Raw genomic sequence first — 24869 nt, 5'->3', positions numbered from 1 at the left:
CACAGATGTGCCAACTCGGCCGACCGGAGCGACCTCTCGGCTAGAGCTCCCACCAGACGGTGGTGTCGCCGGGGAGGTCGGCGGAGCCGTCGGTGAGGGGGAGGGGGCCGGAGGAGGAGAGGAGTACGCGGCCGGGGGCGGTGATGCGTACGCGCTCCTTGGTGGTGTTGACCGTGCAGGCGAAGCCGTCGCGCTCGAACCAGAGGACTCCGGCGGGGGCCCCGTCGCGCCAGGTCACCGCGTCGCCGGCGCCGAGGCCGGGGACGTCGCGGCGGATGGCGATGGCGGAGCGGTAGAGCTCGAGGGTGGAACCCTCGACGCCGGTCTGGGCCTCGACGCTCAGATCCCCCCACTCCGCGGGCTGCGGTAGCCACGAGTCACCGTCGCCGAAGCCGTACGACGAACCCGACCGGGTCCACGGCAGCGGCACGCGGCAGCCGTCGCGGAAGCCGTCCTGGCCGCTGGCGCGGTGGAAGGACGGGTCTTGGCGGACCTCGTCGGGCAGGTCGGTGACGTCGGGGAGACCGAGCTCCTCGCCCTGGTAGGCGTACGCCGAGCCCGGAAGCGCCAGCATGAGCAGCGTCGCCGCGCGGGCCCGCCGCAGACCGAGCTCGCGGTCACCCGGCGTACGGATCTGGGTGCCGGAACCCGGCGGGTTGGCGAACCGCGTGGCGTGACGGGTGACGTCGTGGTTGGACAGCACCCAGGTCGCCGGGGCGCCGACCGGCCGCATCGCGTCCAGGGAGCTGTCGATGACCTTGCGCAGTGCCGAGGCGTCCCAGGCGGTGTCGAGGTACTCGAAGTTGAAGGCCTGGTGCAGCTCGTCGGGGCGTACGTAGTTGGCCGACCGCGCCACCGTGGGTGTCCACGCCTCGGCGACGAAGATCCGGTCCGGGTAGTCCGCCAGCACCCGCCGCCAGGTGCGGTAGATCTCGTGGACGCCGTCCTGGTCGAAGAACGGCATCACGTCGTTGCCGAGCAGGTGGAGCTGGTCAGCGTGGCCGATGGAGGGCAGGCCCTCGGCCTTGACCAGGCCGTGGGCGACGTCGATGCGGAAGCCGTCGATGCCGAGGTCGAGCCAGAACCGCAGGATGTCGAGGAACTCGGCGGCGACCTCGGGGGAGTTCCAGTTGAAGTCGGGCTGCTCGGGGGCGAAGAGGTGGAGATACCAGTCGCCGTCCGGCACCCGGGTCCAGGCGGGTCCACCGAAGATCGAGTCCCAGTCGTTGGGCGGCTCCTCGCCGTTCTCACCGCGCCCGGGGAGGAAGTGGTAGCGCGACCGCATCGGCGACCCCGGCCCCTCGGCCAGCGCCTGCTGGAACCAGACGTGCTGGTCGGAGGAGTGGTTGGGGACGATGTCGGCGATGATCTTCAACCCGAGCTCGTGCGCCGAGGTGATCAGCGCGCGAGCGTCGTCCAGCGTCCCGTAGCGCGGGTCGACCGCACGGTAGTCGGACACGTCGTAGCCACCGTCGGCCTGCGGCGAGGCATAGAACGGGCTCAGCCAGACGGCATCCACCCCCAGGTCGCGGAGGTAGGGGAGCCGGGACCGGATCCCGGGAAGGTCACCGGTGCCGTCGCCGTCGCTGTCGGCGAAGCTGCGGGGGTAGACCTGGTAGATGACGGCGTCACGCCACCATTCGGTGCTCAGGGAGGAGCTGTTCATGTTCGTGGGGCCTTTCAGCCTTTGACGCCGCCGGCGGTCAGACCGGTGACGACGTGTCGTTGGACGAGGTAGAAGAAGATGGTCACGGGGATGGCGATGAGGACCGCGGTGGCAGCCATCAGGTTCCACTGCGCGTCATGCTCGCTGATGAAGCTCTGCAGCCCGACCGCGAAGGTGTACTTCGAGTCGTCGAGCAGGAACGTCGAGGCGAAGGCGACCTCGGCGAAGGCGGTGATGAAAGCGTAGAACGCGGCCACAGCGAGGCCCGGGCGAGCCAGCGGCAGGATCAGTCGCCAGAACGTACCGAACGGGGTGAGCCCGTCCATCATGCCGGCCTCGTCGAGCTCGATCGGGATGGTGTCGAAGTAGCCCTTCAGCAGCCAGGAGCAGTAGGGGACGATGGTGGTGCAGTTGACCAGGATCAGACCGAAGTGGGAGTCGACCAGGCCGAGCCGGGAGAAGATCTCGTACATCGGCACGATCAGCACCGCGATCGGGAACGCCTGCGTCAGCAGCAGGACCCACATCAGCGTCCGGTTGCCGGGGAACCGCATCCGGGAGACCGCGTAGCCGGTCGTCGCCGCCGACATCACCCCGAACAGGGTCGTGCCGCCCGCGACCACCATCGTCGACCACAGCCAGTCGAAGAAGGCGGTGTTGGTGAGCACGAACCAGTAGTTGTCGAGCGTCGCCTTCGCGGCGATACCGCCGGGGTGGAGGTAGTCGTCCTTGTCCGGTCCCAGGGACAGGTAGAGGAGCCAGAAGATCGGGAACAGCGCGATCATCGACGCCACCGAGAGCGTCACGTGCGTGCCCACCCGGGCGACCGGGCCGAGTTCGCCGCGTCGCCGCTGAGGCTTTCGGGGCGCGCTGGTGCTAGGCGAGCTGGTCATTGCGTTTCAACCACCGGTAGTAGAAGGACGTGAAGACGATCAGGATCGCGAGCAGCAGGACGCCGTACGCCGCCGACATGGCGAAGTCGCGAGGCTGCTGCCCGAAGCCGAGTCGATAGGCCCAGGTGACCAGGATCTGCGCGTCCGGCGCGGTGTTGCCGAAGAGCAGGAAGATGATCGCGAACTGGTTGAAGGTCCAGATCACCCCGAGCAGGACGACGGTCGAGCTCACCGAGGAGAGCCCCGGCAGCGTGACGTGGCGGAACCGCTGCCAGGCGCTGGCGCCGTCGATCTCGGCGGCCTCGTAGAGGTTCTCGTCGATTGACTGCAGCCCGCCGAGCAGGGAGAGCATCATGAACGGCACGCCGCACCAGGTGTTGACCATGATCGCGGCCGTACGCTGCCAGGTCGGGTCCTCGAGCCAGCTCGGCTCGGCTAGGCCGATCGTGCCGAGCATCGTGTTGATGACCCCCGCGTCGGCCAGCATGATCCGCCAGGCGAAGACGGTGACGAACGTCGGCACCGCCCACGGCAGGATCAGCAGCAGTCGGTACGCCACGCGTCCGCGCAGCCTCTGGTTGAGCAGCATCGCCAGCCCGAGCCCGATCACGTAGTGCAGCACGACACAGGTGACGGTCCAGACGATCGTCCAGACGAAGTGGGACCAGAAGCGGTCGTACGCCGCCGGGCCCCACAGGATCTCGGCGTAGTTGTCCAGACCGATGAACTTGTACGTCGCGTCGATCGTGTTGACGCCGATGGTGCGTGCCGAGTTGAGGCTGTTGGCGTCGGTCAGGGTCAGGTAGAAGCCGCGGGCGAGCGGGTAGCCGACGAGCACGCCGAGGACGATCACGACGGGCGCGACCATCGCGTAGGCGTACCAGTAGCGGAGGTAGGAGTCCCGCATGCGCTGGAAGGGGCCGGGCGCCCGCCGCCGAGACCGCGGGGTCTCGGCGGCGGGCGCTGGTGCTGTCAGAGTCATCGGACGACTTGGTCTTTCTGGCTCACTCGAACTGGTTCACTTCGAGAACGCGGGCAGCAGGTCGGCGAACGCCGTGTCCAGCGTGGTCAGACCCTTGTCGAGGGTCTCGGCGCCGGAGGCGACCTTCGGGAGCTCCTGGTCCATCGGACCCCACAGAGAGGAGTACTCGGGCAGCTCCGGTCGCGGCTGGGCGGCGGGAAGCACGGTCTGGAAGCCCGCGATGCCCGGGTCGGCCTTGACCTCGTCGGTGTAGGCGTCGTCGCGGGTCGGGAGCGTGGAGTTCTTCAGCGCGATCTGGGCCTGGGTCTCGGCCGAGGTCATGAACTTCACGAACTTCGCCGAGGCCTCCTGGTGGGCCTCGTCGGAACCGGCGTAGATCGACAGGTTGTGACCGCCGGTCGGGGCGCCGGCCTCACCGGTCGAGCCGGCCGGGACGGTCGCGATGCCGAGGTTGTTCTTGTCGGCGAACGCCGAGCCCTTGTAGAAGTTCGTGATCTCCCAGGGCCCCTGGATGATCGCGGCGACCTTGCCGTTGACGAAGGCGTCCTGGATGTGGGCGTACGCGTCGGCGGTGGTGTCCGCCTTGTGCAGGCCCTCGCCGTCGAAGAGGCCCTGCCAGGTGGTCAGGCCCTTCTTGGCCTCCGGCGAGGAGATGGTGATCTTCTTGGCCTCGGCGTCGACCGTGTCGGTGCCCTCGCCGTAGAGGAACGGCTGCGCGTAGTAGGCGGAGGTGGAGCCCCAGTAGCCGTCGACACCGGTCTTGGACTTGATCGTGGCGGCGGCGGACTTGAGGTCGTCCCAGGTCTTGGGAGCCTCGGTGATGCCGGCCTTCTCGAAGAGCGCCTTGTTGTAGACCAGCGCGAGGGTGTCGGTGACGAACGGGACGCCGTAGGTCTTGCCGTCGAACTCGGCCTGCTTGATCAGGTTGGGCTGGAAGGCGTCCTTCTCCTCCAGCGCCTCGGTGTCGTCGAGGGGAGCGAGGAAGCCCTTCTGCGCGAACGCCGGGGTCCACCCGACCTCGGCACGCAGGACGTCGGGCGCGCCGCTGGCGCCGGCCGCGGTGTCGAACTTGTTCTGCGCCTGGTCGAACGGCACGTTGACATACTTGACCTTGATGTCCTTGTTGGCCTTCTCGAACTCCTTGACGAGAGCCTGGTACGTCGGGCCCTCGTTGGTCGCGTTCGAGGTGTCCCACCAGGTGATGGTGACCGGACCGTCGCTGCTGTCGCCGCTGCTACCGCCACATGCCGATGCCGCCAGGGCGAGCGATGCCGCCACTGCGGTGGCCACGATGCCACGTCGCATGAGTTCTCCTTCGAAGATGGGGCCAGGCGAGGAAGCCGCCCGGGGTGTGACGAAGGTAACCCCGCGTCGGGGAGAAATGTAAGAGGCTTTCAGCAAAAGTTGCAAACTTGCTGCAACTTCTTGCAGGACGTGTGGGTAGAGGGCATGATGTGACCGTGCCCATAACACCAGCCTCCGCCCGTCTTGCCGATATCGCGGCCCATGCGGGCGTGAGCGAGGCCACGGTCAGCCGCGTGCTCAACGGCAAGCCAGGCGTCGCCGCGGCGACGCGCGAGGCGGTGCTGGCGGCGATCGACGTCCACGGGTACGAGCGTCCCGTCAAGCTGCGTCAGCGCAGCGAGGGCCTCGTCGGGCTGATCACGCCCGAGCTCGACAACCCGATCTTCCCGGCGCTCGCGCAGGTCATCGCCCAGGGGCTGACCCGGCAGGGCTACACCCCGGTGCTCGCGACGCAGACCCCCGGCGGCTCGACCGAGGACGAGCTCACCGAGATGCTCGTCGACCGCGGTGTCACCGGGATCATCTTCGTCTCCGGTCTGCACGCGGACACCACCGCCGACATGACGCGCTACGACAAGCTGCGCGCCCAGGGGGTCCCATACGTCCTTCTCGACGGATACACCCCCGACATCAAGGCGCCGTTCATCTCTCCCGACGATCGCGAGGCGATGCAGCTCGCGGTCACGCATCTGGCCACGCTCGGGCACACCAAGATCGGCCTGGCGGTCGGCCCCGGCCGCTTCGTGCCGGTCCAGCGCAAGATCGAGGGCTTCGTGGCGACCATGGCCGACCGCTTCGGCCTGAGCGCCGAGGAGGTCGAGAAGGGCTACATCCGGCACTCGCTGTTCACCCTCGAAGGCGGCCAGGCCGCGGCCTCCGAGCTCCTCGACGACGGCTTCACCGCGATCGTCTGCGCCAGCGACATGATGGCGCTGGGCGCGATCCGAGCCGCCCGCTCGTGCGGCCTGCGGGTCCCCGAGGACGTCTCCGTCGTCGGCTACGACGACTCCCAGCTCATCGCCTTCACCGACCCGCCGCTGACCACCGTCCGCAAGCCCGTCCATGCGATGGGCCAAGCCGCCGTCCGCGCCATCCTCGACGAGATCGCCGGCACCGGCGCCCCTCACTCGGAGTTCGTCTTCCACCCCGAGCTGGTGGTCAGAGGCTCCACTGCGTCCGGCCCCCGCGTAACCCCCTGACCTCCGCCGAGAGGTCAGAATCTGGCGCCGAGAGGTCAGTTTCTGACGGCGAAGGGTCGGTTCTCGGCGGTCGGTACCGACCTGCCGGCGTCTGAGCAGCGAATCACCAGCGGCGATTGGTCATCGCCGGTTTGAGCGCGGTGCGGACCTCGCGCAGCCAGGCGTCGAGCCTGTCGGCAGTGAAGTCGCCGCGGCGTACGACGATCACTGTCCATCCGTGGTCGCGCAACCATTGACGCCGCTCCATGTCGTGCCTGCGTTGGTCGGCCGTGAGGTCGTGTGCGTCGACACCGTCGTACTCGACGCACACACGAGCGTGTTCGTATGCGAAGTCGAGCCGGTAGGTTGGCATCTCGTCGATCTCGATCCAGAGCTGTGGCTCAGGCAGCGGCAACCCCGCGTCGCGGATCGCGAGGAACGTCCACGCCTCCCGGGCAGACTCGATCCGTGGATCGACGAGCGGCGCAAGCTCCTTGAGCTGTCGGACGCCTCGACGACCTCGGTAACGCGGCAGCATCTGCGCGAGGTCGGCCGCCACCAGGCCGTGCTCCCGGGCCAGCGCGCACATTGCTGCGAATGCATCCCGGCGATGAAGGTTGCATCCGAGATCACAGGCCGTGCGGACGGGGGTGGTCACCGTGACCCTGCCTACTCTCATGATGTCGGTCGGGGTCAGGTCCCTGGTGTGACCTTCGAGTCCCGTACGTCTCGAGCGGGTGTGCCCGCGCAGTGCACACGTCTCCAGGTCCACGTCGAGATCGAGCTCGGCGTAGGTGAGGGCGTTGACCCCGTGGATGATGGCGGCGGTGCGGTCGATCACGACGTGATGGGCCGTGACGACGCGGGCGACCGCGGCTGCCCGCGTCTGCGGGGTGTCAGGTGTGCTCGCGGGGACGAATGCGCCTCGCACGATCCGGCGCACGAGGCCGTCGTCGATCAGTCGGTAGACGTCGTCTGCGCTGAGGCCGAGCTCAGCGGCGTCGGCGAGGTTGAAAGGTCCGGGAGGAATCGTGAGGACGGTCATGACGCCAGCCTCGAGGCGAGGGCCGACAGTCTCGATCGTGAAACCTGTGCCTGGGGATAACTGCATCTCGAGCGGCTCTTGTGGACAGCAAACGGGCCGGCCCGGCCAGATGTGCCACTCGAGTTCGAGGATCGACCTCTCGCGGTCTAGAACTGACTCTTCGGCGTCAGAAACTGACGTTTCGGCGTCAGGAAGTGACCGCTCGGGGAGTGGGGGTGGGCGGCTGGCAGGATGGGCGCGTGACGATTGTGGCTGCTGCTGATGGGTCGGCGCTCGGGAACCCGGGCCCCGCGGGGTGGGGTTGGTATGTGGACGAGTCCACCTGGGCGTGCGGCGGATGGCCGCACGGGACGAACAACCAGGGCGAGCTGACCGCGGTCCTCGACCTGCTGCGGCAGACGGCTCACACCGGCGAGCCGCTGCTGGTCTACTGCGACTCCAAGTACGTCATCAACTCGGTCACCAAGTGGATGGCCGGCTGGAAGCGCAAAGGCTGGAAGAAGGCCGACGGCAAGCCCGTCCTCAACGTCGAGATCATGAAGGACCTCGACGCTGCGATGCAGGGCCGCAGCGTCCGGTTCGAGTGGGTCAAGGGGCACTCCGGGCATCCGCTCAACGAGGCGGCCGACAAGCTCGCCAACGGTGCCGCGCTGGCCTACCAGGACGGGCGTACGCCGAACCCCGGTCCAGGGTTCGCGGGAGCCGTCGAGGCGCCTGCCGTCGCCCCGCAGGTCGCTCGGCCCGCGCCGGAGCCGGACGATCTGCTCGGCCTGCTGAGCGCGGAGCCGACGGCGACCGAGACGCCCGCGGCGTACTCCTTCTCGGCCGAGCAGGGTCGAATCGACCCCGACTGGGTCCACCGGATGCTCGCGCAGTCCTACTGGGCGAGCGATCGGACCCGGGAGGTCCAGGACGCGGCCAACAAGGCCTCGCGCTGCTACGGCGTCTACGACGCGGCGGGAAACCAGGTCGCCTTCGGTCGCGTGGTCAGCGACTTCGCGGCCTTCGCATGGCTGTGCGACGTGATCGTCGATCCCGGCGTCCGCGGCCGAGGGGTCGGGAAGCTGTTGATGTCGGGCATCGTCGCCGACCTCGAGCCCTACCGCATCGGTCGCACCCTGCTTGCCACCGAGGACGCTCATGAGCTGTATGCGAAGTACGGCTGGGAGCCGTTGCCTGCGCCTGAGCGGTGGATGGTCCGGCAGGGCTGAGGCCATCCCTGACCGGGGACGACCTGACGCCCGAGCTTCGACCTGGCCTCACTCGATGTAGCCGGTCTCCGGATCCACCCGCGCCAGGAACGCCCGGATTCCCTCGTCCAGCTCGGCCTCGGACTGCTGGCCACCTCCGCTCGCGCGGCTGCTGAACCCGTAGTCCGGGTTGGGGCCGGAGAGCCAGTCGAAGTGGTATTGGCCGGGGAGGTCCGGGTCTTGGCTGATGCGGAAGGTCTCGCCGTCGACCACGCGCTCGATGGGCTGCTCGGCGCTCATGACACGGCTCCTGCGATCTCGGCGGGTCGCCGGCGGCGGCCGACGGCGACGACACCCCAGGCAACGAGGGTGAACGCGGCGGCGATGCCGACGACGTACGCGATCACGACTCCGTAGCCGCCCTGCAGGTGGTGGTTGAGGAACGGGTAGGGATACCACCACGGGTCGCCGGTCAGGGGGCTGACGACGTATTCGCCACGGATCAGGGTGTAGGCGGCCCACAGGATCGGGAACGCGATGATGGTCCCGATGGTCGGCCAGGGCAGGCGGCGCCGCGGGGGAGCGATGAAGAGGTCGACGAGCAGGAACAGCGGGCCGATCAGGTGCAGGACCTCGTTGGCCCACGGCACCGCGGAGGGCACGAGGCCGCGTAGCAGCAGGTTGTAGACCAGGCCGGTGATGGCCATGAACGTCGTCGCTGCTGCCGCCAGCACCGCGATCCAACGCGGCTCCTCGCGGCCTCGGGCCAGAGCCCAGATCCCGCCGGCGACCAGGGCCGCCACGGCGGCGAGGTTCGACTCGATGGTGAAGTAGCTGAAGAAGTTCACCACCACCGTCGCCGTGCTGGAGCCCTCGGCGGGCGTGATGCTCAACGCCCCGCGGAGCTCGGCGGCCACCGCCGCGAGGATCAGCGCGGCCATGACGAGCCGCAGGATCGACCACGTCCTTGTCACGGACCCACCGTAGTCGCCGAGGTCAGCTGAACCGGCCGTTCTCGACGTGGACGTACGTGTCGATGCCCAGACGGGCGAGGAAGGCGTCGTCATGGCTGACCACGATGAGCGCGCCGCGGTAGGCCTCGAGTGCGGCGACGACCTGCTCGACGGTGGTGATGTCGAGATTGTTGGTCGGCTCGTCGAGCAGGAGCAGCTGGTTGGGCGGATCGGCCAGGAGCACGGTGACCAGCGCGACTCGGAAACGCTCGCCGCCGGAGACGTCACCGACTCTCCGCCGCACGACGTCGCCTCGGAAACCGAACCCGGCCAGCGTCGCGCGGACCTCCTCCGGCTCCGCTTCGGGCTGGGCGCGGCGTACGGTCTCGAGGATCGTGAGGTCGTCGTCGAGGTGGTCCAGTCGTTGGGGCAGGTAGCCGATCCGGTCGGTGAGCGCGGTCGCGTAGGGCTCCTGGGTGACCGCACGTGGACGGATCAGGGTCTCGACGAGCCTGGTCTTGCCGACGCCGTTGCGCCCGGTGATCGCGAGCCGCTCGGGGCCCTGGACGACGATGGTGCGTCCGCCGGCGTCGTGCAGCTCGGCCACCCGTCGACCCGCGGGCAACCCGGGAGAGGGCAGCTCGATCTTGACCTGAGGATCGCGGCGTAGGCGCTCGGCCGTCCGGTCGCGGAGCTCGCGCGCCCGGTCGACCTTTCCGTCGAGCTCGCCCCGGAGCTTGCCGGCCGAGACCTCGGCCTCGCGGGCTCGCGCCTTCATGATGGTCTTCGGACGGCGCTTGTTCTCATAGTCGGTGCGGGCATAGCGCTGCCGCCGGGCGAGCTTCGTCTGCGCCTCGACCCGCTGTCGCTTCTCCGTACGCAGCTTCTGCTCCGCCGTCGTCAGCGCCTGCTCCGCCGCGGCCTGCTCGCGCTCGACGTGCGCGCGGAACGCGGAGTAGGGACCGCCGTAGACCGTCAGCGACCCCTCGCGCAGCTCAGCGGTCTCGTCCATCAGGTCGAGCAGCTCCAGGTCGTGGCTGGCCACCACCAGCGTGCCCCGCCAGCTCGCGACCATGTCGTAGAACCGGTGCCGCGCTTCGCGGTCGAGGTTGTTGGTCGGCTCGTCGAGCAGCGCGATCTCGGCCCCCGAGAGGCTGATCCCGCCCAGCGCCGTCGCGACGGTCTCGCCCCCGGACAATGTCGCGACCCGGCGGTCGAGATCGAGGTCGGGAAGGCCGTTGGACGCCAGCGCTGCCCGAGCCCGCTCCTCGACGCCCCAGTCGTCGGCGAGCGCGTCGAAGTGACGCGGATCGGGATCCCCGGACTCGATCGCCCGCAGTGCGTCCAGGCGATGACGTACGCCGAGCAGGTCGGCCACCGTGGCATAGGTGTGCAGGGTGATCTGCTGGGGCAGGTAGCGGACCTGGCCCCTGGCCGAGACCGAGCCCGCGGTGGGCTTCAGCTCACCTGCGACGACCTTGAGCAGGGTCGACTTGCCCGCGCCGTTGGTGCCGACCAGGCCGGTGCGTCCGGGGTTGAAGGCCGCGTCGAGGCCGTCCAGCGCAGTGGCGCCGTCGGGCCAGAGAAGGGTGAGGCCGTCGACGACGACGGCCGGGTTCTGCGTACTCATCGAGCTCCTGGATGTGTCAGCGGGACGCTGACATCGGAGCCGAGAGGCGATCGACGACGTCAGCGCACGAGGGCGGTGAGGGGCTCGCGGATCAGCACGATGAGTTCCTATCGGTGGGTGATGGTGCGTGAACAGTCTCCTGTACGCCTCGGGGTGGCCGCAACGGGTTTATCCGTCCCGCCGCGACCACCCGGTTCGGGCATCAGCTCCAGAGGTCGACGAGCCGCCCGGCGAGGCGCCTGCCCTGGTCGTGGCCCGCTCTCGCGGCTGGTGCGCGGGTCGCCAGATTCATCATGTTGTCGCCGAACGCCGCGAGCGAGTCGGTGTCCGGAAGGACCGTCTCGACCGTGCTGTCGCCCGAGCGGAGCTCGTCGACCTGGGTGGCGAGATCGCTCCGCCATGCCGCGGGATGCCGGGTCCTGCCGCCCAAGGGCGAGAGCACGAGCACCCGTTCGTACCCGCCCGCCAGGTCGGCGTTCTCGCTGGAGCGCCGGTAGCCGCCGTCGATGTAGTGCCTCTCGCCGATCCGGTACGCCGGGCCGCCGGCGCAGCTGGCAGCGACCGCGTCGACCAGGTCGACGCCGCTGTCCCGGTCGAACCCCACCGGCTCGCCAGTGTCCGCATCGACCGCGGTGAGGAGCGTGCCCCGGTCCGGCCAGCGCACGCCGGAGAGGCGGGCGCGAACCGTGTCGCGCCACCGGGCGTTGCCCTCATCGCCCGCGGCCTCGGCCAGCTCGAGCGCGTACGCACCGGCCCGCCGGCGCATGTCGGCAAGGTCTGAGGAGTCGGCGATGATGGTGTTGGTCCGCTCCAGATGGTTCATCCACACGGCCGCCCGGCCATCGGGGCGTGCCGGCTCGCTCCGGCTGGGTGGTGCCGCGTCGAGGATGGCGGTGAGCAGGTCGGTGGGGCTCGCGCCGGCGATCTGCGCTGCGGCCGTCGCTCCGGCCGAGGTGCCGATGACCAGATCGGCCTCGGTCACATCCAGTCCGCCGTCGTTCAGTCCGGCGATCACGCCGATCAACCAGGCGTTGCCGGCCGATCCGCCACCGCCGAGGACGAGCGCGCGTGAGGGTCGTGAGTCAGGTGTAGCGTTCATGGGAGTGCCTTTCGGGTTCGAGTCGGCGCTCCCGTCGGCGATCAGCGCAGTCGCCGGACCGTGGACTGCAGGGGAGCACCCGCTGTGGACGCTGTGTGCACGGGACTCACCTCCTGTCGAAAGATCACGATCGCCGCGACGCTAGCACGGGTCGAGCGTCTAACGTGTCGCATGCAGCACGTCCGCGAGCATCCAGGAGCGCACCATGACATCCAGCCGCGTCGGCGTGGTCGGTGGCGGGATCGTCGGACTGGCGGTGGCCCGCGAGATCCTGCGGCGTCGACCTGAGGACACCGTCGTGGTGTTCGAGAAGGAGAGCAGGCTCGGCGCCCATCAGACGGGGCACAACTCCGGCGTCGTCCACGCGGGGATCTACTACAAACCCGGCAGCCTCAAGGCCCGGCTCTGCGCGCGCGGGCGTGACCTGCTGAAGGAGTTCGCCGCCGAGCACCGGATCCCGTTCGAGGAGTGCGGCAAGCTCGTCGTCGCGGTCGGCGAGGCCGAGATGGGGCGCTTCGACGCGTTGGAGAAGACGGCCAACGACAACGCCGTCCCCGGCCTGAGGCGAGTCGGCCGCGAGGAGATCGAGGAGATCGAGCCGTACGCGGTGGGGCTGGCCGCCTTGCACTCACCGAGGACCGCCATCATCGACTACGTCGCGGTGGCCGAGACGCTCGGCCGGACGATCACCGAAGCCGGGGGAGAGGTACGCCTCGGCGAGGAGGTCACCGGCATCCAGCGCACGACCGGCGGGATCGACGTCGAGACGACCTCCGGGCGGACCCAGGTCGACCACCTGGTCGTCTGCGGAGGCCTGGAGTCCGACCGGCTCGGTGAGCTCGCCGGCGGCCCCGAAGCGCCCAGGATCATTCCGTTCCGCGGCGAGTACATGCAGGTCAGCGTCGAGAAGCAGGACCTCGTCAGGGGCATGGTCTATCCGGTCCCCGACCCGCGCTATCCCTTCCTCGGCGTGCATTTCACCCGTCGGGTGGGCGGCGGTCTCGAGGTCGGCCCCAACGCGTTCCTGGCGCTGAGCCGGCAGCGCTACGGGCGCACCTCCGTGACGCCGCGCGACCTTGCCGACACGCTGACCTGGCCAGGCTTCTGGCGGTTCGGCGCCGAGCACTGGCGCACCGGTCTGACCGAGCTCCGCGGCGTACTCTCCAAGCGCGCCTACATGCGAGGCGCCCAGCGCTACGTGCCCGCGATCGGGGCCGACGACGTCGTCAGGGCCGGCCTGGGCCTGCGCGCCCAGGCGATCGAGCGCGACGGTTCGCTGGTCGACGACTTCGTCATCCACCACCGCGACGGCGTCACCTCGGTTCGCAACGCGCCGAGCCCGGCCGCGACCTCCAGCCTCGCGATCGCCGAGTACGTCGCGGACCGTGCCTTCGGCTAGACCTCCGCGGGCCACTCAGGCGGGAACTCCTTGGCGAGCCGGTCGTGCTCCTTGGTGAGCTTCTTGCGCGCCTTGGCGGAGATACGGTCGCCGAAGACGGTGCCGTTGGTGTGGTCGGTCTCGTGCTGCAGGCACCTGGCCAGCAGCCCGTCGCCTTCGAAATGGACCGGCTGGCCGTCGAGCCCGAGGCCGTCCACGGCGGCCCAGTCCGGGCGGCCGCAATCGACGAACGCGCCCGGGAAGGAGAGGCAGCCCTCCAGATCCACGTCCAGGTGGCGGTCATCGCCCTCCGGCAGGGTCAGGACCGGGTTGCAGACGACGCCGACGGTGCGCTGGCCGGAGGCGTCGGGGCAGTCGAAGACGAAGATCGCGACGTCCTCGCCGATCTGGTCGGCGGCCAGCCCCACGCCCTCGGCGGCGTACATCGTGGCGACCATGTCGGCCGCCAGCGCGGCCAGCGCGCCGTCGAAGACCTCGACCTGCTTCTTGGCCCGGTGCATCACCGGGGTGCCCCAGCGAGTCATCGGCCGCACGGTCCCGCCTTCGGGCAGGGGGCCGTGGGGCGCGAGCGGGGCTGTGCCTTCGTGAGGAGCGGATTCGAGGGAGGAGTCGGCCATGTCCCAACTCTATAAAGCACTCGTACGCAGTTTGTTACCGCCATCACCCGGCCGAGGTGTAGACCACGTTGTAACTCCCAGTTACAGTTCTACTCATGAGTATCCTCCAAGGCCTACGTGGCGGGGTCGCGCACGGCGTCCCGTCCGGCGAGTCGCGTGATCCGATCGGATTCGCCGTGGCCGGTCTGCGCAAGCTCTCGCAGAGTCCTGTGCTCGACCGGCTCGGTGTCCGCAAGCAGACCGAGCAGGCCGTCTTCACGGTGACCCGCAGCGGGTTCAAGACGATGGCGGCGACCAGTCGTGCGTTCAAGAAGAAGGGCAAGCCGGGCGCCCCGGGCGTCCGTGTACCCAACGCCATCCCCAAGGGCATCTTCGACCTGACCCCGACCGAGGACGAGCAGATGCTCGTCGACGTCGTCACCGAGTTCGCCGCGGAGGTCGTCCGGCCCGCAGCGGCCGAGGCCGACGAGGCCTGCGCCGCACCCGACGACCTGCTCAAGTCGAGCCTCGAGATCGGGCTGCCGATCCTGGGCGTCCCCGAAGAGCTCGGCGGCATCTCCGAGACCCGTTCCGCGGTCGCCGGCACCCTGGTCGCCGAGGCGCTCGCCAAGGGTGACCTCGGCCTGGCGGTCGCCGCGCTCGCGCCCGGCTCGGTCGCGACCGCGCTCGGCCTGTGGGGCACCGACGCGCAGCAGCAGACCTACCTCCCGGCGTTCACGGAGGGCAACGTTCCGGCTGCGGCGTTCGCGCTCAACGAGGACAAGATCCTCTTCGACGTGCTCACCCCGGCGACCACCGCGACCAAGACCGCCGACGGCTACACGATCAACGGCGCCAAGTCGCTGGTCGCCCGCGGTGCCGAGGCCGAGCTCTTCGTCGTGGGCGCTTCACTCGGCGGCAAGCCGACCCTGTTCCTGGTCGAGTCCTCGACCGAGGGGCTGACCATCGAGTCCGAGCCGGCGATGGGTGTGCGGGCCGCCTCGCTCACCAAGCTGACCCTGACCGACGTGAAGGTCCCCGCCGACGCGGTCCTCGGTGAGACCGACGGTTCGACCTACACCGAGGCCGTGCGGCTCTCGCGCCTCGCCTGGTGCGCGCTGTCCATCGGGGTCGGGCAGGCCGTCCTCGACTACGTGACGCCCTACGTCAAGACCCGCGAGGCCTTCGGCGAGCCGATCGCCCACCGTCAGTCGGTGGCGTTCATGGTCGCCAACATCGCCATCGAGCTGCAGGCGATGCGCCTGGTCACCTATAAGGCCGCGTCCCGCGTTGCCCAGGGGATCGACGCGACCCGCGAGATCGCGCTGGCTCGCAAGCTGTGCGCCGACAAGGGCATGCAGATCGGCCTCGACGGCGTCCAGCTGCTCGGTGGCCACGGCTTCGTCAAGGAGCACCCGGTCGAGCGGTGGTACCGCGACCTGCGTGCCGTCGGAATCATGGAAGGCACGGTGCTGGTCTGATGGCCATCAATCTGGAAGACCCCAAGAAGCTCAAGCCGCTGCGCGAGCAGGTCCACCAGGTCGCGATGAACATGCTGCGACCGATCTCGCGCAAGTACGACAAGGCCGAGCACGAATACCCCACCGAGCTCGACATGCTCGCCGCCATGGCCGACGGGCTCTCCGAGTCCGGGCAGGGCGAGGGCGCGGGCGCCACCGGCGTACGCCGTGACTCGAAGCCCGACGACGGCTCGGTCAGGAACGGCGCCAACATGTCCTCGGTCCTCTCCGTCAACGAGATGTGCTGGGGTGATGTCGGGCTCACGCTGGCCATGCCCCGCCAGGGCCTCGGCAACTCCGCCATCGCGAGCGTCGCCAACGACGAGCAGCACGAGCGCTTCGACGGCGTATGGGCTGCGATGGCGATCACCGAGCCGGGCACCGGCTCGGACTCGGCCAACATCAAGACCACCGCCACGCTCGACGGCGACCACTATGTGCTCAACGGCGAGAAGATCTTCGTCACCTCCGGTGATCGCGCCGACGCGGTCGTGGTGTGGGCGACCCTCGACAAGGAGCTCGGCAAGGCGGCGATCAAGTCGTTCGTGGTCGAGAAGGGCACGCCGGGGATGAAGGTCGAGCGTCTCGAGCACAAGCTCGGGATCAAGGCGTCCGACACCGCCACCATCACCTTCACCGACTGCCGGGTGCCGGCCGAGAACCTTCTCGGGAGCCCTGAGGTCAACGTCAAGGAGGGCTTCGCCGGCGCGATGGCCACCTTCGACAACACCCGGCCGCTGGTGGCCTCGATGGCCGTCGGCTGCGCCCGGGCCGCGCTCGACTACACCCGCGACCTGCTCGAGAAGGCAGGCGTCGAGATCGACTACGACCGACCGGCTCACCTGCAGTCGGCGGCCGCGGCCAAGTTCATCCAGATGGAGTCGGACTACGAGGGTGCGTACCTCCTCATGCTCCAGGCCGCCTGGATGGCCGACAACCGCCAGCCGAACTCCAAGGAAGCATCGATGGCCAAGGCCAAGGCCGGCCGGATGGGCTCGGACGTGACCCTGTCCTGCGTCGAGCTGGCCGGCACCATCGGCTACTCCGAGGGTGAACTGCTGGAGAAGTGGGCACGCGACTCGAAGATCCTCGACATCTTCGAGGGCACCCAGCAGATCCAGCAGCTGATCGTGGCGCGTCGGGTCCTCGGCCTCTCCTCCGCGGAGCTGAAGTGACCCCATAGGCTCGGCGGCCATGAGGACTCTTGTGGTGTCAGCGACGAAGGCCGAGGCGGTCCACGTCCCTTCCGGGCTCGAGGTGTTGATCACCGGGATCGGGAAGGTGGCGGCCGCCTCGGCCGTCTCGCGTGCGCTGGCAGCAGGCCGAAGCATCCAGCAGGTCGTCAACATCGGCTCTTGCGGCGCGCTACGCGACGGGCACACCGGCGTCTTCGAGGTCGGCACGGTCATCAATCACGACTTCTCGGCCGCCGCCATCCGGGCCCTCGGCTACGACGTGGTGGACTCCCTGCAGGTCGGCGACTCCGACATCGTCTGCGCCACCGGCGACCTCTTCGTCACCGACACGGTCGTACGAGCCGAGCTCGCCGAGCGAGCTCACCTGGTGGACATGGAGGCGTTCGCGATCGCCTGGGCGGCCCGCGAGGCCGGCGTGCCGGTACGCATCGTCAAGCATGTCTCCGACAATGCGGACGAGACCGCCCTCGAGTGGGCCGACGTCGTCGACGGCTCCGCTCGCGACCTGGGGCAGTGGCTCGCCGCGAACCTGATGTGACGTGCGCCCCTGTCCGGGCGCGTCGCAACGACCCGATGCAACGCCTACTCATCAGTAGCATCACAATCCAGATGTGGACGCATTGCAATCGGGAGCAGCCGAGCTGCTCCGGTCCCGCCTCAGCGGGGACGGTCGAAACGTTGGCGACGAGGCGACCCTGGCCCTCGTGATCGAGGGCGGCGGGATGCGGGGGATGCTGTCGGCGACGATGGCCGCGGTGCTCGCCGACCGGGGCCTGCTGGATGCGGTCGACCTGGTGGTCGGCACCTCCGCCGGTGCGGCGAACGCGACCGCGGTGGCCGCCGGCACGATCGGTGCCTTCAGCGAGTCGTACGCCTCGGTGTTCGCCTCACCCGAGTACATCGGCGCGGGGCGGATGCTGCGCCGCAGGTCGATGGTGGACACCCGAGGGATCACCGCCCGATCGGCGGAGCTGTTCGAGTGGTCGCTGGCGCTGCGGGAGGGCGCGCCCCGGCTGGCGGCGGTCGCCACCGACGTGGTGACGGCGAAGTCCGTCCCGCTCACCGACTTCACCGGTCCCACCGACCTGGCCGACTCGGTGATCGCCTCCAGCCAGCTGCCCCTCGCAGGCGGGCTCCCGGTCACCGTACGCGGCCGCCGCTGGCTCGACGGCGGGCTGGTCGAACCGGTGCCGGTCGCCTCCGCGGCCGCGCTCGGGGCGACGCACGCGATCGTGCTGGCGACCCGGCCGTTCGGGGCCGCGCCGCTCTACGGGCGCGCCGACCGGGTGATCGAGCGTTACCTGCGCCGGCTCAACCCAGACCTCGGCGACCTCTACCGGAGCCGCCCGGACCGCTACCGCAGCGCGGTCGCGGAGATGAGGGCCGGAAGCCTTGCCGGCGTACACACGCTGACGTTCGCCCCGGACGCGGCCGACCCGATTCCCGGCCGCACCGAGACCGACGTCGATCTGCTCCGCGCGGCGCGCGACGCTGCGGCCGCCACCGCGACCCGGATGCTGGCCGAGGTAGGCCTGGCCTGAGCCGCCGTCAGTCGTCGAGGTCGGACAGGTCGAGCACGAACCGATAGCTCACGTCGCCCCTGCCGAGCCGTTCGAGAGCCTCGTCGACGCGGCTGGAGGGGAGGACCTCCACCTCCGCGACGATGCCGTGTTTCGCGGCGAAGGCAAGCAGCTCGGCGGTGGCGGGCAGGCCGCCGCTGCCCGCCGAGGTGAGCCGCTTGCGGCCGATGAGCAGGTCGGTCATGGCGACATCGACGGTGCCGAGATGGCCGAGCTGGCACAGCGTTCCGTCCATGGCGACCGTGCGGAGGTAGGGCGCGAGGTCGTGCGGTGCGGAGATCGTGTCGAGGACGACGTCGAAGCTGTCGCGCGCGGCTGCCATTGCCTCCTCGTCGGTCGAGACCAGTAAGCGATGGGCGCCGAGCTTCTCCGCGCCGGCGGCCTTGTCGGGCGTACGGCTGATCACGGTCGTGTCGGCGCCGAGCGCGACGGCGAGCTTGACGGCCAGGTGGCCGAGACCGCCGAGTCCTGCGACGGCGACTCGGGTCGAAGGTCCGACGCCGAGGGCCCGCAGCGGCTCCCAGACCGTGATGCCGGCGCAGAGCAGCGGTGCGGCCGCGGCCGGGTCGAGGCCCTGGGGGAGCGCGTGCACGAAGCGGTCGCGCAGGACGTACTCGCGGGCGTAGCCGCCGAGGGTGCGGCTGCCGCCGTGGCGGTCGGTGCCGTCGTAGGTGAGCGTAGGGAAGTCGTGGCAGAAGTTCTCCTGGCCGGCCAGGCACATCGCGCAGATGCCGCAGGAGTCGACGATGTTGCCGACCGCGACCGGGTCGCCGACGGCGTATGCGGTCACGGTCGGGCCGACCTCGGTGACCGTGCCGGTGAACTCGTGTCCGGGCACGAGCGGAGGTTGCCCGGCTCCGCCGTGCGCGTGGATCGCGTGCAGGTCGGAGTGGCACACGCCGCAGAAGTCGACGCGCACGGCGACGTCGTCGGAGCGCAGGTCACGACGCTGGATCGGGGCGCGGCGCAGCGGGGTGGCGGGGCCGTCGGCGTGCCAGGCGAGGGTCGTCCTCATGTGGGCTCCTATAAACAGACTAGTTGGTTTGTTTTAGCGTAGGCGAGATCGGCCGAAGTCACAAACAGAACGGTTGGTCTGGCATGATCGACCCATGAGCGACGCGACGACGAGAGCAGCGGGACCGTCGACGGCGCGGGGGATCGCCACCCGTGCGCGGATCATCGAGGCTGCGACCACGGAGTTCGCGCAGTACGGTCTCGCCGGGGCCCGGATCGACCGGATCGTCGCCGCGGCCCGCACCAACAAGGCCCAGCTCTACGCCTACTTCAAGGACAAGGACGGCCTCTTCGACGCGATCTTCGTCGACTCACTGGAGCGGATCACCGAGATGGTGCCGATCCGGGACGGCGACCTCGCCGACTGGGCGGTCCGGCTCTACGACGACTACCTCGCCAACCCCGAGCTGATCCGTCTCGCGACCTGGGTACGCCTCGAGCGCCGCCCCGCCGGCACACTGGCCGAGGAGGCGGAGCCGCTCGAGGACGTGAAGGTGCGGGCGATCAAGGAGGCCCAGGCCGCCGGCCGGGTTCGGGCTGCCGACGCCTACGACCTGAAGGCGCTGGTCATCGGCATGTCGATGACCTGGTCGCCGGTGAGCAACGTCTACGCCGCCACCGCCGACGAGCCGGACGAGGTGCATGAGCGCCGGCGTACGCTCCTGCGGGAGTCGGTCGCCCGGGTGGCGGCGCCGGGCTGAGATCAGACGGTGGCGTAGCTCGCGCCGGCGGACGGATCGGCGATCAGGTGTCCCGGGGCGCCATAGCCGGCCTCGGCGAAGGCCTTGTCGATGGCCCTGCTGACCGACTCCACAGCCGAGGCGGGAAGGATCGAGACGATCGATCCGCCGAAGCCGCCGCCGGTCATCCGGGCGCCGTCGGCACCGGCTTCGACCGCGGTCGCCACGGCCAGGTCGAGCTCGGGGACGGAGATCTCGAAGTCGTCGCGCATGGAGGCGTGCGAGGCGGCGAAGAGCTCACCGATCGCGGCCCAGTCACCGGCTCCCAGCGCAGTCACGGTCGGCTCGACGCGGGCGATCTCGGTGACGATGTGGCGGGCCCGGCGGCGGACGACGTCGTCGCCCAGCGACTCGACCCGGTCCAGCGTGGCCGCGCGCAGCGAGCTCAGGCCGAGGTCGGCGGCGGCCTTCTCGCACTGGGCGCGGCGGGAGGCGTAGCCGCCGTCGGTCAGCTGGTGCTTGACCCGGGTGTCGGTGACCAGGATGGTGCGCTCGCCGAGGGCGAGCGGGACGTTGCGGTGCTCGCCGGAGTCGAAGTCGATCAGCAGGGCGCCGCCCGCCTGGGCGAAGACCGCGACCGACTGGTCCATCCCGCCCGTCGGCGCGTTCGCGACCTCGGTCTCGGCGCGGATCCCGGCAGCGACGACGGCCCGCTGCAGGTCCTCGTCCAGAACCCGACCGGCGACGCCGAGCGCCGCCGCCGCGGTGGCGCACTCGACCGACGCCGAGGACGACAGGCCCGCACCGAGCGGGACCGAGGACTCCAGGTGCATGTCCAGCCCGCTCGTGAGAAGGCCGGCCTCTCGCAGCGTCCACAGCACCCCCGCGACGTACGCCGCCCAGCCTTCGATCTGCGGTCCGAGGTCGTCGATGTGGCCGGTGAACGCCTCGGGCTCCTGGGCCGAGGCGATCCGGATGACGCCGTCGGTGCGCGGCGCGGCCGCGGCGTAGGTGGCGTGGGGGAGCGCCACCGGCAGCACCAGCCCGGCGTTGTAGTCGGTGTGCTCGCCGATCAGGTTGACCCGGCCCGGCGCCCTCCCGACGACCGTGGCCTCGGTGCCGAAGTTCGTACGCAGCGCCTCGGTCGCGCGGGTGGTGAGGTCGGTCGGTTCGAGCATGCGTCAAAGTCTGCCGCGTGAGCGCGACAGACTTCGACTTGGGGCTCAGTAGACGGCGATCACGCGGACGGTCGCGGTCCGGTCGGCGGTGCTGAGATTGCGGAGCACGCCGACCACGACCACGTTGTCACGGTGCTTCAGCTCGTCGAAGTCCTCCTGCTTCCCGCGACTGCCGACGTGCATGGTGATGGTGAGCCCGTGGCTCTCCTGCACCAGCGTCCCGGTGTTGTCGGGCCCGTCGGCGGCGGGCGGCGGCACCGCGAGGATCGCCTGCCGCACGTCCTTTCCGGCGACGGTGAACTGGAGGAACTGGTCATCGGACGCGGTCTGGGCGACCAGCGCGGCCACCCGGTCGAGCTCGTCGTCGGGCTCGTGCAGCAGGCCCCGCTGCTGCAACTCGGCCAGCACATCGCCGATCAGGGTCTCGCGGGTGGGCCGAGCCTCCTCGGCGTACTTCCTGGCGACGTCGCGCACGTACTTGGTGACCGCCTTGACCGGCGGCACGTCGAGCCCGGCCTCGGCGCTGCCGGACGAGCTTCTGACGACCTCGCGGAGGACGTTGCCGACCTCGCCGCGGAAGAGCTGTGCGTGCAGCATCGCGATGCGGGTCTCGGAGAGGAAGTAGTAGGTGTGGATCGGCCGGCCTTCGATCCCGCGAGGTGGTGGCTCGGTTGCGAGCTTCTCGGGGCGGTGGGCAATGGCTGCGGTGCCGGCGCCGACGGTGAGCGCGCCGACCGCGCCGGCCGCCCAGCCCCATGCGCTCGTCGCCACGGCTGCGCCGGCCAAGGGAAGGGACGCGAGCGCTCCGGCGGTGGTCCAGCCGGAGTTGATGATCCTGGAGAGCGTCGACGCGGGCTTACTGGTAGTCACGGATCTCCTGGAAGATCTTGCGTAGGTCGGCGGCGTCCTTGGCGACCACGTCACGGCCGCCGGTGTGCTCGGCGAAGCTCACCAGCTGCTCGAGACTCGGGTCGGCCGAGGTGGCCGCATCGCCGACGAGCACCACGTAGAGCGGCACCCCGAGATCGCGGTAGGCCGACTCGTACTTCTTGCTGAGCTGGGCATAGGACTGCCCGCCGTTCTGCTCACCGTCGGTCATCAGCACGACCGAGGTGGTGACGCCTTCTTCGGACGAGGCCTTGATGGCGCCGTACGCCGCGTCGATGGCGTCGTAGTAGGCGGTGCCGCCGTGGCCGGTCAGGTCGCCGACGCGGTCGATGAGGTCGTTGAGCGCCGGGTCCCGCTCCGGCTGGTCCTCGACGACGACGTCCCCGAGCGGCGCGGCCTCGTCGGCGTAGGTGTAGACCGCGAGCCGCTCGCCCTTGCGGAAGCGTTTGAACTGGCCGCTGATCGAGGTGTCGTCGCCGGCCAGCCCCTCGAAGGCCCGGCGCAGCTGGTTCATCTTGATCTCGTCCATCGATGCGGAGGTGTCGAGGAGGTAGGTCGTCCGGGTCTTGGGTGCGAACTCGTCGAAGTAGGTGAAGATCAGCTCGTCGATCGTGCCGAGGTCGTCGGGGAGCGGGAGCGCCTTGACCTCGTTGTTGGGCACGCCCGCGGACGGATCCACGCTCGTCAGACCTGGGCGGCGGCCGCTGATGGAGCTCAGCTCCTCCTGCACCTCTGCCGTACGCAGCCACGCGACCGCCGTCTCGTAGGCCTTCTGCTTCTCGGGGTCGACGAGGGTGAGCGGGTAGGTCGCCTCGGTGGTGCCGTCGCTGGGGTAGACGATGTCGAGATCCTCGACCTGCTTCGAGAGCGCCAGCAGCTCCGACTCGTAGTTGAAGATCGCGTCGTAGGCCGTCGGGTTCTCGCGAAACTTGTCCGAGAGCCATCCCGAGCTGGCCGCGCGGCCGAGCTGGCCGCTGAAGAGCTGGCGTACGTCGTCCTGGACCACGCCGACGTCTTCGCTCTGCAGCGGTGGATCGGCGTCGAAGGCGGTGGCCACTCCGGCGAGCGTGGACAGGCCGGAGTTGGAGGAGGCGGGGCTGGTCATCAGGAACCCGAGCTCGCCGTCGGCGGCGCGCCGGGCGATCTCCTCCCACGAGACCTCGGCGTCGTCGGTCCAGCCCAGCCGGGCAGCGACCCCGTGGTGCACGCCCAGCGCCACCGGCGAGCGCATGATCGGGTCGGAGGAGGTCAGCTCGTCGGTGCCCTTCGCTGCCAGCGCGAGGCGCAGGTAGTCGTCGGAGGCGAACCAGGCAGCGTCGTAGCGGTCTCGGTCGGCGACGATGGCGTCGGCGGCCTCGAGCGTGCCGATGAACTCCGGCTCGAGGAGGACGTTGGTCTCCTCCCGGAGCCGCTCCACGAGCGCACCGGGCTTGCAGCGGACCGGGGTGCCGGTCGACTCCTCGGCCTGGCTGGTGCCGCCGGCGCACAGGACGTCGTCGAGCTCGGAGCCGGCCGCGACCTTCAGCGTCACCGTGTCCGGCAGCCTGCCAGGTCCGGAGCCGTCCGGGAGCACGTTGGCGACCAGGAACCACCCCAGCAGCACCAGTCCCAGACCGCCTGCGACGACGGTCGTCCACCCCGTGCGGTTCACCTGAGAAGCCTGCCTTCTGTCTTGATCGGGCAGAGTCTAGGGACGAGCACCAGCCGCGCTGGGTGGAATGAGGCTGGCCGGTCCAGATGTCGCCGGGCGTTCATCTGGCATTTGCCGGGGTCGGGCCCTCAGCCGCGGGAGGAGTTCCGCGAGCGGCCGCGGACGATGCCGATGAAGGTCTGCACCCGCTCGTCGTCGTTGTCGATCAGCCAGGCGAGGCCGACGGTCGTGGGCTCGATGCCGACTACGGGCCGGAAGACGGCGTCCTTGCGGTGGAACAGCCGGGCGATCGACAGCGGCACGATCGCCACCCCGGTGCCGGCGGCGACCGTCTCGACGGCGTCCTTCTCGGTCATCGACGGCCACGCCAGCTGCTCGGCGCTCGGCGTCCAGCCGCCGCGCTCGGGGATGACCAGCTGCTCCTCGGCGAGGTCATCGAGGGTGACCTCCTCGAGCAGGGAGAGCAGGTGCTCGTGGCCCATCACGGCGACCGGCTGCTCCTCGTAGAGCGGGATGCAGTGCAGGCCCTCGCGGTCCACAGGGAGACGTACGAGGCACATGTCGAGCTCGCCGGCACGCAGCAGCCGCTCCTGATCCTCCTCGGCGACCGGGACGAGCTCGAGTCGCTCGCGGCTGCGGTCACGCCAGATCCTGGCCCACTTGTCGGGGGTGGCTCCGGTGACGAAGCCGACGGTGAATGTCACTACCGCATCATCCCATCATCAGGCCCAACGATCGGCGCTGAGTCCCGTGATGAAGAACGCAGCGTTCTCCTGCTGCGAGAAGTTTCTATCGAGTGACAGTTTTGCTAGTGTCGAAGACGTCAGCCGAGACTGGCTGCCGGACGAGGGAGCCGTACCCGGAGGCGCGACAAGACGGCCGTCTGGAGTTGGTCATGTCTTGGATTTTTCTTGTTGGATCAGGCGTCCTCGAGGCTGTGTGGGCGCTCGCCCTGGGTCGTACCGAGGGCTTCTCGCGGTTGGTCCCGTCGGTGGTCTTCGGCGTCGCTCTCGTTGGCAGCCTGGCAGGGCTCGCACTGGCCATGCGCACGCTGCCGATCGGCACAGCGTACGCGGTCTGGGTGGGCATCGGCGCGGCGCTCACCGTCGGCTACTCGATGGCCACCGGAGCCGAGTCGATCAGCGCCGTACGCGTCATGCTGATCGTCGCTCTCGTCGGCTGTGTCATCGGCCTCAAGGTCACTCACTGAGAGTTCGTGCCCGGAC

24 protein-coding genes and 1 riboswitch are annotated in these 24869 nt (G+C 69.6%); of the genes, 9 read left to right on the top strand and 15 right to left on the bottom strand.

Going from position 1 to position 24869, the window contains the following annotated elements:
* Positions 1–40 precede the first annotated feature (40 nt).
* Genes BJ988_RS12525 through BJ988_RS12510 form a run of 4 tightly spaced genes read right to left on the bottom strand, consistent with a single transcriptional unit; the run spans position 41 to position 4846 of the window.
* The gene (locus BJ988_RS12525; protein ID WP_179658294.1) at positions 41–1666 is read right to left on the bottom strand and encodes a glycoside hydrolase family 13 protein; all 1626 of its coding nucleotides are present in this window, start codon (positions 1664–1666) and stop codon (positions 41–43) included.
* Between the two features lie 14 nt (positions 1667–1680).
* Positions 1681–2559 carry a sugar ABC transporter permease gene (locus BJ988_RS12520; protein ID WP_179658293.1) on the bottom strand — a complete coding sequence of 293 codons (879 nt, stop codon included), beginning with the start codon at positions 2557–2559 and terminating at the stop codon, positions 1681–1683.
* Positions 2543–3541 (bottom strand): carbohydrate ABC transporter permease, encoded by a 999-nt coding sequence (locus tag BJ988_RS12515; protein ID WP_179658292.1) that lies wholly within the window; start codon positions 3539–3541, stop codon positions 2543–2545. The genes BJ988_RS12520 and BJ988_RS12515 overlap by 17 nt, the downstream gene beginning before the upstream one ends.
* Before the next feature lie 36 nt (positions 3542–3577).
* Complete coding sequence (locus BJ988_RS12510) at positions 3578–4846, bottom strand: extracellular solute-binding protein (RefSeq protein ID WP_179658291.1); 1269 nt, start codon at positions 4844–4846, stop codon at positions 3578–3580.
* 155 nt (positions 4847–5001) lie between these two features.
* On the opposite strand from BJ988_RS12510, the gene BJ988_RS12505 reads away from it, so the two are divergent.
* Entirely contained in the window at positions 5002–6045 is a 1044-nt protein-coding gene (locus BJ988_RS12505) for a LacI family DNA-binding transcriptional regulator (RefSeq protein WP_343051587.1), read from the top strand.
* 103 nt (positions 6046–6148) lie between these two features.
* On the opposite strand, the gene BJ988_RS12500 is transcribed toward BJ988_RS12505, so the two are convergent.
* Entirely contained in the window at positions 6149–7069 is a 921-nt protein-coding gene (locus BJ988_RS12500; protein ID WP_179658290.1) for a type IV toxin-antitoxin system AbiEi family antitoxin domain-containing protein, read from the bottom strand.
* Between the two features lie 239 nt (positions 7070–7308).
* Here BJ988_RS12500 and BJ988_RS31335 point away from each other — a divergent pair, with 239 nt between their 5' ends.
* Positions 7309–8280, top strand: a complete 972-nt coding sequence (locus BJ988_RS31335) for a GNAT family N-acetyltransferase (RefSeq protein ID WP_179658289.1) — start codon at positions 7309–7311, stop codon at positions 8278–8280.
* A gap of 48 nt (positions 8281–8328) precedes the next feature.
* On the opposite strand, the gene BJ988_RS12490 is transcribed toward BJ988_RS31335, so the two are convergent.
* From BJ988_RS12490 to BJ988_RS12475, 4 genes are all read right to left on the bottom strand, one after another.
* Positions 8329–8559: a hypothetical protein gene (locus tag BJ988_RS12490; protein ID WP_179658288.1), complete on the bottom strand. Its 231-nt coding sequence runs from the start codon at positions 8557–8559 to the stop codon at positions 8329–8331.
* Positions 8556–9233, bottom strand: a complete 678-nt coding sequence (locus BJ988_RS12485; protein ID WP_343051586.1) for a Pr6Pr family membrane protein — start codon at positions 9231–9233, stop codon at positions 8556–8558. The genes BJ988_RS12490 and BJ988_RS12485 overlap by 4 nt, the downstream gene beginning before the upstream one ends.
* A 22-nt stretch (positions 9234–9255) precedes the next feature.
* The gene (locus tag BJ988_RS12480; RefSeq protein WP_179658287.1) at positions 9256–10842 is read right to left on the bottom strand and encodes an ABC-F family ATP-binding cassette domain-containing protein; all 1587 of its coding nucleotides are present in this window, start codon (positions 10840–10842) and stop codon (positions 9256–9258) included.
* A 202-nt stretch (positions 10843–11044) separates the two neighbouring features.
* Positions 11045–11941 carry a patatin-like phospholipase family protein gene (locus tag BJ988_RS12475; RefSeq protein WP_179658286.1) on the bottom strand — a complete coding sequence of 299 codons (897 nt, stop codon included), beginning with the start codon at positions 11939–11941 and terminating at the stop codon, positions 11045–11047.
* A 205-nt stretch (positions 11942–12146) separates the two neighbouring features.
* Here BJ988_RS12475 and lhgO point away from each other — a divergent pair, with 205 nt between their 5' ends.
* Positions 12147–13340, top strand: coding sequence for an L-2-hydroxyglutarate oxidase (gene lhgO / locus BJ988_RS12470; protein ID WP_179658285.1), 1194 nt, complete (start codon positions 12147–12149; stop codon positions 13338–13340).
* On the opposite strand, the gene def is transcribed toward lhgO, so the two are convergent.
* Positions 13337–13957: a peptide deformylase gene (gene def / locus BJ988_RS12465; RefSeq protein ID WP_179658284.1), complete on the bottom strand. Its 621-nt coding sequence runs from the start codon at positions 13955–13957 to the stop codon at positions 13337–13339. The genes lhgO and def overlap by 4 nt on opposite strands.
* A 95-nt stretch (positions 13958–14052) precedes the next feature.
* On the opposite strand from def, the gene BJ988_RS12460 reads away from it, so the two are divergent.
* The 4 genes from BJ988_RS12460 to BJ988_RS12445 all read left to right on the top strand — a co-directional run bounded on the left by BJ988_RS12460 (position 14053) and on the right by BJ988_RS12445 (position 18193).
* Positions 14053–15417, top strand: a complete 1365-nt coding sequence (locus tag BJ988_RS12460; protein WP_179658283.1) for an acyl-CoA dehydrogenase family protein — start codon at positions 14053–14055, stop codon at positions 15415–15417.
* Positions 15417–16631 carry an acyl-CoA dehydrogenase family protein gene (locus tag BJ988_RS12455; RefSeq protein WP_179658282.1) on the top strand — a complete coding sequence of 405 codons (1215 nt, stop codon included), beginning with the start codon at positions 15417–15419 and terminating at the stop codon, positions 16629–16631. The genes BJ988_RS12460 and BJ988_RS12455 overlap by 1 nt, the downstream gene beginning before the upstream one ends.
* Positions 16632–16650: 19 nt before the next feature.
* Positions 16651–17190, top strand: a complete 540-nt coding sequence (locus BJ988_RS12450) for a nucleosidase (protein WP_179658281.1) — start codon at positions 16651–16653, stop codon at positions 17188–17190.
* 73 nt (positions 17191–17263) lie between these two features.
* Positions 17264–18193: a patatin-like phospholipase family protein gene (locus BJ988_RS12445; protein WP_179658280.1), complete on the top strand. Its 930-nt coding sequence runs from the start codon at positions 17264–17266 to the stop codon at positions 18191–18193.
* A gap of 7 nt (positions 18194–18200) precedes the next feature.
* On the opposite strand, the gene BJ988_RS12440 is transcribed toward BJ988_RS12445, so the two are convergent.
* A complete protein-coding gene (locus tag BJ988_RS12440) occupies positions 18201–19247 on the bottom strand; it encodes an NAD(P)-dependent alcohol dehydrogenase (RefSeq protein WP_179658279.1) in 1047 nt (348 codons plus the stop codon).
* A 94-nt stretch (positions 19248–19341) separates the two neighbouring features.
* On the opposite strand from BJ988_RS12440, the gene BJ988_RS12435 reads away from it, so the two are divergent.
* Entirely contained in the window at positions 19342–19947 is a 606-nt protein-coding gene (locus BJ988_RS12435) for a TetR/AcrR family transcriptional regulator (RefSeq protein WP_179658278.1), read from the top strand.
* A 2-nt stretch (positions 19948–19949) separates the two neighbouring features.
* Here the strand turns inward: BJ988_RS12435 and galK are convergent, their stop codons facing one another.
* The 4 genes from galK to BJ988_RS12415 form a co-directional block, all read right to left on the bottom strand.
* Positions 19950–21104 carry a galactokinase gene (gene galK, locus BJ988_RS12430; protein ID WP_179658277.1) on the bottom strand — a complete coding sequence of 385 codons (1155 nt, stop codon included), beginning with the start codon at positions 21102–21104 and terminating at the stop codon, positions 19950–19952.
* 45 nt (positions 21105–21149) lie between these two features.
* A complete protein-coding gene (locus BJ988_RS12425; protein ID WP_179658276.1) occupies positions 21150–21974 on the bottom strand; it encodes a hypothetical protein in 825 nt (274 codons plus the stop codon).
* Positions 21961–23643, bottom strand: a complete 1683-nt coding sequence (locus tag BJ988_RS12420) for a VWA domain-containing protein (RefSeq protein WP_179658275.1) — start codon at positions 23641–23643, stop codon at positions 21961–21963. Before BJ988_RS12420 ends, BJ988_RS12425 begins: the two co-directional genes overlap by 14 nt.
* Positions 23644–23771: 128 nt before the next feature.
* Positions 23772–24347 carry a LysR substrate-binding domain-containing protein gene (locus tag BJ988_RS12415; protein WP_179658274.1) on the bottom strand — a complete coding sequence of 192 codons (576 nt, stop codon included), beginning with the start codon at positions 24345–24347 and terminating at the stop codon, positions 23772–23774.
* A 113-nt stretch (positions 24348–24460) separates the two neighbouring features.
* Positions 24461–24527: riboswitch (guanidine-III (ykkC-III) riboswitch) on the top strand.
* 11 nt (positions 24528–24538) lie between these two features.
* On the opposite strand from BJ988_RS12415, the gene BJ988_RS12410 reads away from it, so the two are divergent.
* On the top strand, positions 24539–24853 hold the full coding sequence (locus tag BJ988_RS12410; RefSeq protein WP_179658273.1) for a DMT family transporter: 315 nt from the start codon (positions 24539–24541) through the stop codon (positions 24851–24853).
* The last annotated feature ends 16 nt before the right edge of the window (positions 24854–24869 follow it).

It is taken from the genome of Nocardioides panzhihuensis (assembly GCF_013408335.1).
Classification (GTDB): Bacteria; Actinomycetota; Actinomycetes; order Propionibacteriales; family Nocardioidaceae; genus Nocardioides; species Nocardioides panzhihuensis.
This window is presented reverse-complemented; position numbering and strand designations above follow the sequence as displayed.